An 11,097-nucleotide genomic window follows, 5' to 3' on the forward strand; every position below is an offset into this window, starting at 1 on the left:
CGAACCGAGCTCGTCATCGACGCCCTGGCGGCCGCCGAGCGAACCCGCGGCAGTCTCGATGGAGCGATCATGCACACGGACCACGGGTCTCAATACACGAGTCGGGCCTTCGCCGAAATCTGCAGGTCAGCAGGGGTTCGACAGAGTATGGGCGCGGTCGGGTCCAGCGCGGACAACGCCGCCGCGGAAAGCTTCAACGCCGCCTTCAAGAGGGAGACGCTCAAAGGCCGCAAAGGCTGGTCCAGCGAGCGCGAGGCCCGGCTCGACGCCTTCTGCTGGCTGACCCGATACAACACCCGACGCCGGCACTCCCGCCTCGGTCAGCGGTCCCCGACCGCCTACGAGAACGACTTCCAACCAACAGCAACTACCCTGGCCCAAGCCGCATAGACGTGTTCAAAATCCGGGGTCAAGGCCCAACCGGCCCCGACCCAGCAGGCTGGACCCCTACAAGCCCTATCTGGAGCGCCGATTCGCCGAGGGATGCACCAGCGTCACCCGCCTCCACAGCGAACTCGTTGCCGACGACGCGCCCGTCACCTACCAGATGGTCCGCAGCCACGGTGCCAACCTCCGTGGGGCTCCGGCCGGCACGCCGCCCCGGCCTCCGACGGTGCGGCAGGTGACCGGCCGGCTCACCCGACACCCCACCGCGCTGAGCGAGGAGGACCGCGCCGGTCTGAAGGATGTCCTGGCACGCTGCCCAGAACTGGACACCGCCGCCGGTCACGTCCGCGACTTCGGCGACATGCTCACCGACCGCCTCGGTGCCAGGCTCCCTGCCTGGATCGACGCAGTCGACGCAAGCCAACTGCCCGGCCTCACCGGCTTCGCACCGCACCTGCTCCGAGACCTCGACGCCGTGTCAGCCGGACTCACCCTCCACCACTGGAGCTCCGGCAGCATCGAGGGCGCCGTCAACCGCATCAAGAAGATCAAAAGGCAGCTCTACGGACGAGCGAGCTGGCTTCCACCTGCTGCGGAAGACGATCCTGCTGCAGTGGCCCCGCAATACAAGGACGGCGCCGAAGCTCAACCCTCCCGCTGTCCGTTCGCATTGAAGATGGTCATCGGCAGCCTCCTGACCTGGGCGGACGTTGCTCATTGAGCACGATCTTCCCTCCTTTAACCGCTCGGGCTCCGAGCAGATGCCGTGCAAGGATCTCACCCATGATGACCAAGCCGACTCTGACGGAACACCGCTCCCCATGGGTCGTGTTCACCTCCCCGGCCGACCCATGGCTGGTGTCGGAAACGGCCGCGCTGGTGCAGCGAAACGGTCTGGTCCTGCGGCTGGACGGCCGGGAAATGCGGGATCCGGCGTCCGTCTTCCGCACCTTCGCCCGGGAGCTGTCGTTCCTCGGCTACTTCGGCCACAACTGGGACGCGCTCGTGGACTGCCTCCACGACTGGCACGGTCCCGGCCACGGGAACCAGGACCTCGCGATTCTGATCGAGCACGCGGACGACCTGCTGAAGTCGGACTTCCTCGGGCTGCTCGTATCGGTTCTCGCCCAGGCAGCCTGGAACTCCAACCTGCGCCTGGACGGCGACGGCGAGCTCGATGAGTGGCGGCAGCGTATAGCCCAGCACTTCGTCTTCCTCCTGGACCACACCGCACCCGTTGCCTTCACGGAGAAGGCGGCCCGCGGCATGGACGTGGCGGTGGCGCTCGCGGACGGCCGCCTGCTCGCCACCCTGACCGACGTCGACTGGCCAGGCGGAGACCCCGCGTCCGCCCCCTGGACGGCCGGCCCGCTCTCCTTCGCAGACAGAGAGATCCTCAGCGGCATGACCATCAAGGCCATCAAGCTGTTCCGAGACCACCTCGGCTGCTCGATCCACGAGGCCCTGGACATCCTCCAGTCCCGCTCTGAGCACCTGCACCGCGAACATTCGAACGACTGAATGACGGGCCGCGCCAGCCAAGCAACTGGATTCGCTGAGTAGACGCCTCGACTGGACGAGACAGGACACCCCCATCCTCGAACACCGCGATGACTCTCCGCGACCGCTCGCCAAGATCTGTGCCAGAACCGAGTTTTGGAAACACTTGCCCGGCGTGTTGGCGTCAGTCGATGGCCGACGGCGATTGCCATGCCCGTGATCGCTACGTGGGTGTCGCCTCTCAGCGTCGAGCCGCCGTCGGTGGGGTGGCGGCGCCGTTTCAGCAGGTGCGGACGGTGGGCCGGGCGGGTCACGAAGACGTCCAGGAGGAGGTGCGGCGGAGCCAGTGGGTGATGGCAGGCCAGCTGGATCCGTACCTCCTCGTCATCGTCCAGCGCCAGTGTCCCGACGAGCTCCGCGGGCAGGCCGGGCCAGCTCGCCGCAACCCGGCGGAGCACCGGTTCCTGGGACGCCGCGCAGGTGGCGTACCAGTCGGGCGACGGCGCGGTGGCCGGCTCCGTGATCGGGCAGGTGCAGTCGGGACCGTGATCGACCACACTCCGGACCGCCTCGGATTCGGCCCAGGTACGGATGGAGGGCTGGAGGCGGGCACGCATCCGCACGTCCTCGTCCGGATCCTGCCTCAGCTCCGCCGCCGCCGGTCCCAGGTCGGGCCGGGTGGCGACCAGCCTGCGGATCTCTGCATCGGGGTGGCGGGCGAGCCGGGCGAGGGCATCGGCCGGGGTATGGCGGTTCCGGGCCAGCGGGTGCACCTCGTCGTCCGCGAAGCACAGCTCGACGACCGCGGGTGACAGGGCACAGGTACTGAGCACGGACACCGCGTGGCGTGATCCGATGGGCGGCAGCTCGGCCTCCACCGCCTCCGGGTCCAGCTGCCGGCTGCTCTCCCTGGCTGCTTCCCGTACGGCGGGGTCGGGGTCGTCGAGCAGGACATTGCGCTGCGCAGCGGTGAGCGACTGCCACTGGAAGGCGGCGTACAGACGGAGTGCGGGGTGGTCGTGACCGGCCATGTCCCGCGGGAAGGACGGAGGGACCTGCCGGGAGGACCAGAGCTCCCCCACGATGTCCCGTTCGGTGACCCTGCCGTCCTCGCCTCCTTCCCGGGCGGTCAGGAAGGTGATGAGGATGTCGTCCGGCAGGGGCCGGACCCACCGGGGCTGGAGCCGGGTGCCGCCGGCGAGATACGCACGGACGAGTCCCGAAGGGTCCGATGCCAAGGGAGCGAGTCGTGCGGGGTCGCCGTGCAGGTTGCGGGCGAGGGCGCGGCGGATCCGCTCGACCGGGTGGCGGAGGGCCGCGTCGATGACGGCGTCGGGCAGGTCGCGGCCCTCGCACATCAGCAAGCCGGCCTCACCCGCCGCTTCGTCCAGGAGACGTATCAGCACGTCGGCGGGCGCCTCCGCGTTGAAGGCGATGCCGCGCAGCCACAGTTCACGGAGAGAGTCGGACACCACGTCATCCTGCCACCTCGCCTCCTGAACCGGGCCGCCCGACAGCTACCTCGGCGCTGACCGGCGGCTCCGTCCCCGTAGGGCTTCGGACCACGTGGCGAGAGCCTTGCTCATCATGCGTACCTGCCGTGGCATAACCTCCCGGCCGACCGGCCCCCAGGTCTAAAGGCGCGCCCGCGGCAGGGGCCACGCCGCCTGACCAGGTGCGGCCGTCAGCATCACCCGACGGGCGCGGCCGCGCGAGGCCGCCGGCGTCATGCAAGTCCGGCTCGCGATCGCGTTGAAGTCGATACCGCAGGCAGTGAAGAACCGGGAGAACGGCCGCCAGGCAATCCTGGACATCCCTCCGTATGAAGGAGCCCCGACCAGCCGGGGGGGGTGGGCTGGCCGGGGCCTGCCCCGGCCAGCGGGGGGGGTGCCGGCCGGGGGCATACGGGGCGGAGCCGCCAGGGCCCTCACTTCACAGCGGATCCCCCGACTCCAGCCGAACGATCCTCGCAGATGGACACCCACCAGGCCCGCCGGACACGCATCCTGACGGATACCGCGCGAGCTAGACCGCCCCCACGCCGAGGACAGCCGCCTCGCTGGCGCCGATGGACGCGGCTGGAGGCGATGAACGCGTCGACCGCCGGAGCAGAGGCGAGGCGGGGCTGCCAGACCTGGACGACCTCGTACAGTCCGGCAAGAAGAACATCCGGCGCGACTCCTCCAACGCCGCAGCCCAGTCCGTTCGAACGCCGGGACCGGCGCAGTAGGCATGGCGGGGGGGGCAGGAGACGGCCGCCACCCGCCGCGGCGCGCGAGAAGGCCCTGGCCCGGCAGCGGCACGTGGGAGAAGTCGAATGCGGCCATGCCGACGGGGCCCGGCAGCAAAGGCACTGTACGGAAGCAGTACGACCCCGAGCAGCACACGCTGGCCGAGCAGGAGCAGGCCAAGGCCGAGGAGCTGCTCGCTCGGCTTCGGCCGCGTCTCGGCGCCCCACGGTGCACCGCATGCGCCTGGTTTACCGCAAGCAGGGCCTGTGGGGGCTCCTCGACCTTCGCACCACCCGCGCCTCCAGCCCGACAGGGCGGGCTGGCGTGCGGGTCGTCGGCCGGTCCGCGAGGCGCTGCGCCGTCGGCGCGGCCGCACCGAGGGGGGCTCCCCGCGCAGCACCGCCCCTGCGGATGCACGTCATGGACGGCATCCGGTCTCCGGGGAGGCGGCACCCCGGGACATGCCCGTGGCCGCAGGGTTGCAGCCCCCGAAGATCGCCCGGGCCTGGAGCGCGCAGTCGCACTCGTCGACGCCGCCACCCCCGCCACCGCCGGCGGCGGGGGACCCGGCTGCGCGCCGACTGGTCCGATCCCGGCTGACCGCCGTCGGATTCACGGGGCCATCGGCTCGGTCACCGCGGTGAAGGCACTGCGCCGGGCGGAGCCGGAGCTGAGCCTGCCGGCAGCGGTGGAACTGCAGAAGGACACGGTGGCGGGGCTCGTCCGTCAGCCGGGACGGAGCCCCGCCCGCCTGCCGCCCTATTCCAGGCCGATCCCGTCGCACGTGGCCTTGAGGGCCTCGGTGCAGATCTCCTCGACGGTGTAGACGTTGTCGAGGACCAGGGTGCTCCTGATGTTGTCGCGGGTCACGGACACACCGAGGATGAGGACGGCTGGAACGCGCTTGGTGGTGGGGCTGCTCACCACCTGGTTGATGATTCCGTCGATCTTCTCGCCCTGGGCGAGGAGGACGGCGAGTTCGGCCGCGGCCTCGGCCTCGCGGGAGTAGGGCTTGTAGACGCTCATGAACTGCTCGCCCGCCACTATTCGCTGCACGGCGGGGAGGTCGGTGTCCTGACCGGTGACCGGCGGCAGGGGGGACACGCCGGCGGCCTTGAGGGCGGAGATGATGCCGCCGGCCATGCCGTCGTTGGCGGAGTAGACGCCGACGATCTTGTCCTTGCCGAGTGCGGAGATCGCCGCCGTCATGTTGGCGCTCGCGTTCTCCCGCTTCCACTCGGCGGTGTCGTACTCCTTGCCGATGTTCACCTTGCCGTCGAGGACGGTGCGGGCGCCGGCCTTGTAGCGGGCGGCGTTGGGGTCGGTGAGGGCGCCGTGCATCATGACTATCTTCCCGTTTCTGGCTCTGTCGCCCAGGGAATCCAGCAGGGTCTTGCCCTGGAGGCGCCCGATGTCCTCGTTGTCGAAGGAGACGTACGCATCGACCGGGCCCTCGGCCAGGCGGTCGTAGGCGACGACCGGGATGCCCGCCGCCTTGGCCTTCGCCACCGCGCCGGCGATCGCCTTGGAGTCCACCGCGTCGACGACCAGGACATCGACCTTGCTCTCGATCATCGCGTCGGCCTGGGCGTTCTGCTTGACCGCGTCCCCCATCGCGTTGGCGTAGACCACCTTGCCCTTGCCGAGGGTCAGCAGGGCGACCTTCTTCTCCATCAGCGGCTTGTCGAACTTCTCGTACCGCGCGGTCTCGTTCTCGGGGAGCAGCAAGCCGATCCTGACGCTGTTGCTACCGCTCGCCTTGCCCTCCTCGGTGGTGCCGCAGGCGGCGAGGGTGGCGGTGAGCGCCAGCGCGGTCAGAGCAGTGGGGGTGCGCAGATACGGGTTCATGGGGTGGGACCTCCCTGACGTGGCCGTATGCGTACGGCCGAGGTGGCGCGGAACACCGTGCCCTTTCCGCTGAGCCGGAGGGTACCGCCCGCGGGAGCGTAGACGGCACGGCCGGGACCGGGCTCCACGAGCGTTCTCGCGAGGCGACAGTGGCTTCGCCACTGACGCACAGCACGATCTGGGGTGCCGGCCGCACGGGTGCGGGGCGCGTCCGAGCGTACGAGGTCGAACCGGGAGAGCCTGAAGTCGTCGTCCGCGGGGCCGGGTACACGGCCTCTCACTCGCCACGCCCCACCGACCGACGAACCGCTCCAGGGCGCGGCGCTGCTGTTCCTCGCGGGCGATCTGCTCCGCGAGCGCGTCGCGATCGATGTACGGGTCGACGGCGGCCAGGACCAAGCGCTGGAATCCGCTCGGCGTCGGGGAAGGTGGCCCCGAGGACGTTGCAGAGCGGGATGGATCCGCCCCGGCCGCCTGGTCGTGGCGGTGGGGACGCCGACGGCCGCGTTGGGTGTCGCAAATGAGGAGGACGTCCACGCGCAGGGCGTCGGCGTACTCGGGGACGTACGCCGGCGCAGGGCGTCGGTGCCCTGCTCCCCCGAGCCCGATAATTAGGGGCATATTTGATCTACCCCGGAATGGCCGAGCCCCTGGCCGAGCACACCCGCGACCTGCACGCCATCGCCGAAGAACAGCTATTCGGCATCATCGCCCAGTCCCTCGCCGAAGGTCTGGATGCGCCCAGGTGGGCCGAGCGCACGCTCGCGGGGCTCCAGGCCATGCGGCGCGCCTCACAGGCCGTGGTCGACGAGCTGCACCAGGCCGTCACCCTCGACGTACACGAGGCGGTCGCCGAGTCCTGCAACCGGGGCCCCGCGCGGCCGTCGCCGAGCTGGGCGCCCTGTTCGAAGACGTCGCAGGCCGCCGAGGACGCCCACACGGAAGGGCCGCGCATCACCCGCCGCGAGGCCCGCGAGCGGGTCTGGGTCATGCGAGTGGTTACGGGGATGGATGCCCAGGTAGCGGGCTCACCGACGCCGTCTGCCACACCTACACGCGAGCTGGTGTCCAACTCGTCCTCATCGACGAAATCCACCGCCTCAATCCCCGCACCAACTGCCTGCCCGCCACGGCCGAACCCTGACACGGAGGGTGTCTCCAGTGCCGGGGACCACGGGATACGGCCACGTTCCGGGGCGAGCCGGCGACGGCCGCAGCGGGGGCATTGGTCAACACTGCGAACGTGAGGCCGTTTCGCTACGGTTCCAGAGGACTGCCGGACAGAATGAACGACTGGGCGACGCCGATGACGGCTGCCAGCACGAGGAGCATCAGCGCGTAGACGAGGAACACACTCACGTTCCAGTTGTGGGCCCGTATCACCGTCCCGCTGGTGAGGTTCCTGACCGAATCGACCACGATCAGTCCATTGCGCCGCCGGCGTCCTGACACCTGCACAACGTCGCCGTTGTTGATGGCCCCGCCACGGTAGAACTTTGCCCGCATCTGGACGGCGGCGCGAGGCAGCGGACGCCCGTCGTCGCCGTGCCGCTCCAGGCGGAAGTCCCACACGAGCGTTTGCCGCTTCCGGAACACTCCGGACTCGGTTCGGGGCATGAAGCCCGTCACCCTTCCTTGATACGTCGCCATGACGCCTCCCTCCACAGAACCGCTGTCTACGTGTGGTGCAGTGCCGCTCCGGCGTCGTACACGGCCGCCTCATACGCCCCTGCGTCGATCGCCGCTGCCCCGGGGTCGTGGACCGCGCCTGGGTCATGACCGCCGCCGGGCGACAGACCGCTCGACATACCCGGGTCGTACGAAAAATCGTGATCGGCTTCGTGCGACACACCCGGGGCATACGAGGACTCGTGAGGCGGCTCGTACGACATGCCCGGGTCTTGCGGAAGGGGGTGTCCGGCCAGCGTGGACGTAGCCGGCGGCAGCCGCTGCAGCGAGATCGGCCTGCGTGCGTTGGACATCGATGGCATGCGCGTCCGTGGTGGACAGATCCTTTCCCGACGCCGACTCGGAATCGCGAGAACGGTGGCTCACCCTGTACCTCAGTAGTGGTGGTAGTCGTTGTGAGCCGGCGCGTCAGTCACGGCCCCCTGGGTGTCCCCCGGGTGGGAGTCCGTGCTCATCAGCGGATCGATGCTCATTTGCGGATCAACACTCATCTGGGGAGCGGTGTCGCGGTCCGGGTACTGGTCGCCCGGCGTACCGGTCTCCGAACGAGGGGGCCCGGAACCTGCATCGGGAGCACCTCCGTCCCGTGCCTCCGCACTGTGCGGCAAGGGGTCGTCCATGTGCGTGAACGTGTAGGTCATCCCCTCCTCGGCTGCGGTCTTGGCGATGTCGAAGGCCGCCTCCGCCAGCGCTCCCGCGAGTGAGGCGCCTGCGCCGAGAGCCGTTCCGACAGCGAAAGGAGCGGCGGCGAGCGCGTTGCCCACCGCGTCGGACTGCAGCGCCTCGTGTGCGGCGAGATGCGACTGGCGGAACGCTTCGGCTTCTCGGGCCGTCGTCGAGCCGGGGCCGTGCCCCACGGCACGGTACGGAGCGCCGTCGTGGGAGTGGCCCGATACTGCGCCCTGGCCACTCGGCTCCGGCGGCCGGCTCATGTTCGGGTCGCTGCCGACGGCCGAGTAGGGAGCGCCGTCGTGCGTCTGCCCGGACATCCCGCGTCCGTCCTGCCACTCCGACGAGCGATGAACTGTCATAACGATCTCCAAGGGCTTGGGGGATTGCTTACGCCTGGCGCGCTCTCATGCATACGGCGTGGTCGTCTTGTGGCAGTCGTCGAACCGGGCCGCACCGTCCCCTCAGCAGCGGTCCCGGTTCCGAGGGGCACGAGACGGCAATACGCTCTGTCGCGCCGACCTGCTGCGCCCCGCCTCTGGACGGCAGATCCCGCCTCCGCGCCTACCGACCCGGGATGAACCGTGCTGACACGGATGACCCCCAGACGCCGGCAGGACACCTGCTTCAGTACCGGGTGAATGAGCAAGCAACTCGCGGCTCTGTCCTGTGGAAACATCGGTGAGGGCCTCCGGCAGCCGTTAAGTCACCGGTAATTGACACTCGATCCTTCGTGACGGACCGTCGGTTCCTCTGGCGAGTCGTTTCAGTGCCTGGCTTGGGCCGGTATCTGTTGGGGATCCTGAAGGCAGGCCCGGCTCGTGACCGTCCGCCGAGCCTGCGCAGGCGGGTTCGCCCAGGGTCGGGAGCGCGGTACGCGGGCGGCCCGAAACGTTGGCGGTCACAGCACCGGTCACCGTTAGAGGCGGCGGGGACCGGAACGGAGCAGGCACCGCTGCGCCGATCCCCGGCCGCGTTCAGCGCCAGGCCCGGCTCAGCACTGCCTGAGTCCCCCCGCGGCCGGGCCTTCTTGCAGCGCGGCGACCGCGACCCAGCCGAGGCCCCCTGACCTGAGCCGGAGCTGCACCCATAGGTCGCCCGTGGGGCCGTGAGCGTTGGTGGTTTCACCGTGGCGGTAGCACACTGCCGGGTAGTGGCCTCCCACTGCTACGGAGCTGACCTTGGGGCTGGTCGGCGACGGGGACTTGCGGACCGCGGCGTTCGCGAGGGCGGTCACGACGGCTGTACCCGAATCGGCGGTCGGCGGGGAGGTCGGCGGAGACGGGAGGGGCGATTTCGTCCCGGACGGGTTCGGGCCCGGTGCCAGGGTGAGTGTCACGGTGGCGCCCGGGGCAACTTTCTCGTCCACAGCCGGGTTCTGGCCGAGGACCGTGCCGGGCGCGGCGCTGCCGGACGCTCCGTCGTTCGTCTGTACCCGGAATCCCTGGTCCTCGAGGGTTTGCGTTGCCTCCTGGGCCGACAGGCCCGTCACTGCGGGAACGCGAACTTCGGGCTTCTCCGTGCTGAGGTGCTTCTCAACGCTGGGATCCTCCGGCAGCACTTCGTCCTGCGCACCGTCCGTCCCGACACGCCGTTCGAGACCCGCGCCCTTCTCCTCTATGTCGACCAGTTCGTACGTCGTGACCGGCCGCTCCTGGGCCACGGGTTCGACCTTGACGACCTTTTTGGGGTCGTACGCTTTCCACTTCTTACCGTTTCCCTTGAACGTCACGTCGGCGTTGTCGACGTCGTGCTCGAAGGTATGGAGCGGGTTGCCGCAGCTGCACTGCACGACCGGCTTGCCGTAGGTATCGACCAGGACGGCGCGATGCCCGCCTCCAGCAGCGCGTCGAAGCCGTCTGCCTCGCCCTCCTTGTAGTCGTGGTTTTTCACCAGGGTGTCGTTGCGCAGCACCACGGGCGTCAGCTTCTCCACGAAGCCCTCGATCTTCTCAGCGTCAATGTCCAGCGTCTTGGCCCACTGTGCTGCCTTCTGGCGGTGCGCCGGATCCTTCAGGAAGCGGACGAGTTTGTTCTTGTCGCAGCTCTTGCTGTTCCGCGATCCTCCGTACAGGCCGGGCTGGTTGCCCTTCTTCGCTCCGCCCCCAGGGCGAGGGCCTCGCCGACCGGGGCATCTGCCCCCAGGCCGAGGGCCGCCTCGAAGAACGGCGCGGCGGTCGGAACGTGCCGGGCCACCGCCCTGACGGCGACCTTGGCCCCGTGGCCTACGATCTTGCCGCAGCCGGTGGCCATGACGGCGAGGCCGACCAGGATCGCCGCGAAGGCGACAGCCCTGCGCCTGATCACCCGTGGATGTCTCATGTCAATTCCTCTTCGAGCGACGTCGTTTCAGCGTGTCGGTAGTCGGCCGCAGGCCGGCTGTGGATCATCGCGGGCAGGCTGGGGCAGCGCGGGGTTTCGTACGTGCGGCATCGAGGAGCCGGGGTGTTCCCCGCCCTGTGCGGAAAGCCCGGTCCACAGGCCCACGCGGGCCGGCCGGGGCCAGGAGCACAACGGCCAAGGAGGCCGCAAGACATGGATGCGGACGCGCGTGCATGACAGCTCTCCTCCCCCATACTGGTTCCGCCGTGGGTGGCGGGACCGTTCTTCGCGCGGCTGCTCCGCGCTGCGCCCGGCCGTCCCCGAGGACGGCAGAGCCGGCGAAGGGCCGGCCGGGCGGCCGGTCCGCACCGATTGACGCACCCGGTGCGCGGCGGATCGACGCCGGTTCCGTCACGGCCGGGGCATCACTGCTGGTGAAGGTCCTACGATGG

General features: G+C 69.6%; 10 protein-coding genes and 1 pseudogene. 5 read left to right on the top strand and 6 right to left on the bottom strand.

Annotated elements, in window-relative coordinates; genetic code table 11:
• The 4 genes from ACFY04_RS19295 to ACFY04_RS19310 all read left to right on the top strand — a co-directional run.
• The coding region (locus tag ACFY04_RS19295; RefSeq protein WP_389118166.1) for a transposase at positions 1–390 on the top strand (390 nt) is incomplete at its 5' end.
• 232 nt (positions 391–622) lie between these two features.
• Complete coding sequence (locus ACFY04_RS19300; RefSeq protein WP_389118167.1) at positions 623–1,108, top strand: transposase; 486 nt, start codon at positions 623–625, stop codon at positions 1,106–1,108.
• A gap of 62 nt (positions 1,109–1,170) precedes the next feature.
• Entirely contained in the window at positions 1,171–1,908 is a 738-nt protein-coding gene (locus tag ACFY04_RS19305) for a barstar family protein (RefSeq protein ID WP_389118169.1), read from the top strand.
• A gap of 524 nt (positions 1,909–2,432) precedes the next feature.
• Positions 2,433–2,699 carry a hypothetical protein gene (locus ACFY04_RS19310; RefSeq protein WP_389118171.1) on the top strand — a complete coding sequence of 89 codons (267 nt, stop codon included), beginning with the start codon at positions 2,433–2,435 and terminating at the stop codon, positions 2,697–2,699.
• A 2,178-nt stretch (positions 2,700–4,877) separates the two neighbouring features.
• On the opposite strand, the gene ACFY04_RS19315 is transcribed toward ACFY04_RS19310, so the two are convergent.
• Positions 4,878–5,966 carry a substrate-binding domain-containing protein gene (locus tag ACFY04_RS19315; RefSeq protein WP_389118172.1) on the bottom strand — a complete coding sequence of 363 codons (1,089 nt, stop codon included), beginning with the start codon at positions 5,964–5,966 and terminating at the stop codon, positions 4,878–4,880.
• Positions 5,967–6,993: 1,027 nt separating this feature from the next.
• Here ACFY04_RS19315 and ACFY04_RS19320 point away from each other — a divergent pair.
• Positions 6,994–7,080 (top strand): annotated as a pseudogene (locus ACFY04_RS19320) (ATP/GTP-binding protein); the annotation flags it as partial.
• Between the two features lie 143 nt (positions 7,081–7,223).
• Here ACFY04_RS19320 and ACFY04_RS19325 read toward each other — a convergent pair.
• The 5 genes from ACFY04_RS19325 to ACFY04_RS19345 form a co-directional block, all read right to left on the bottom strand.
• Positions 7,224–7,595 carry a hypothetical protein gene (locus ACFY04_RS19325; protein ID WP_389118174.1) on the bottom strand — a complete coding sequence of 124 codons (372 nt, stop codon included), beginning with the start codon at positions 7,593–7,595 and terminating at the stop codon, positions 7,224–7,226.
• A 434-nt stretch (positions 7,596–8,029) separates the two neighbouring features.
• On the bottom strand, positions 8,030–8,686 hold the full coding sequence (locus ACFY04_RS19330; protein ID WP_389118176.1) for a hypothetical protein: 657 nt from the start codon (positions 8,684–8,686) through the stop codon (positions 8,030–8,032).
• A 632-nt stretch (positions 8,687–9,318) separates the two neighbouring features.
• On the bottom strand, positions 9,319–10,116 hold the full coding sequence (locus ACFY04_RS19335; RefSeq protein ID WP_389118178.1) for a PASTA domain-containing protein: 798 nt from the start codon (positions 10,114–10,116) through the stop codon (positions 9,319–9,321).
• On the bottom strand, positions 10,053–10,397 hold the full coding sequence (locus ACFY04_RS19340; protein ID WP_389118494.1) for a DUF6777 domain-containing protein: 345 nt from the start codon (positions 10,395–10,397) through the stop codon (positions 10,053–10,055). Before ACFY04_RS19340 ends, ACFY04_RS19335 begins: the two co-directional genes overlap by 64 nt.
• Positions 10,337–10,645 (bottom strand): hypothetical protein, encoded by a 309-nt coding sequence (locus tag ACFY04_RS19345; protein WP_389118179.1) that lies wholly within the window; start codon positions 10,643–10,645, stop codon positions 10,337–10,339. The genes ACFY04_RS19340 and ACFY04_RS19345 overlap by 61 nt, the downstream gene beginning before the upstream one ends.
• Positions 10,646–11,097 lie beyond the last annotated feature (452 nt).

Origin of the sequence: Streptomyces sp. NPDC001549 (assembly GCF_042894025.1) — a bacterium.
Classification (GTDB): Bacteria; Actinomycetota; Actinomycetes; order Streptomycetales; family Streptomycetaceae; genus Streptomyces; species Streptomyces kutzneri.

Coding starts and splice junctions, on each gene's coding strand:
- ACFY04_RS19305 (WP_389118169.1), top strand. CDS start 1,171: ATGATGACCAAGCCGACTCTGACGGAACACCGCTCCCCATGGGTCGTG.
- ACFY04_RS19315 (WP_389118172.1), bottom strand. CDS start 5,966: ATGAACCCGTATCTGCGCACCCCCACTGCTCTGACCGCGCTGGCGCTC.
- ACFY04_RS19330 (WP_389118176.1), bottom strand. CDS start 8,686: ATGACAGTTCATCGCTCGTCGGAGTGGCAGGACGGACGCGGGATGTCC.
- ACFY04_RS19345 (WP_389118179.1), bottom strand. CDS start 10,645: ATGAGACATCCACGGGTGATCAGGCGCAGGGCTGTCGCCTTCGCGGCG.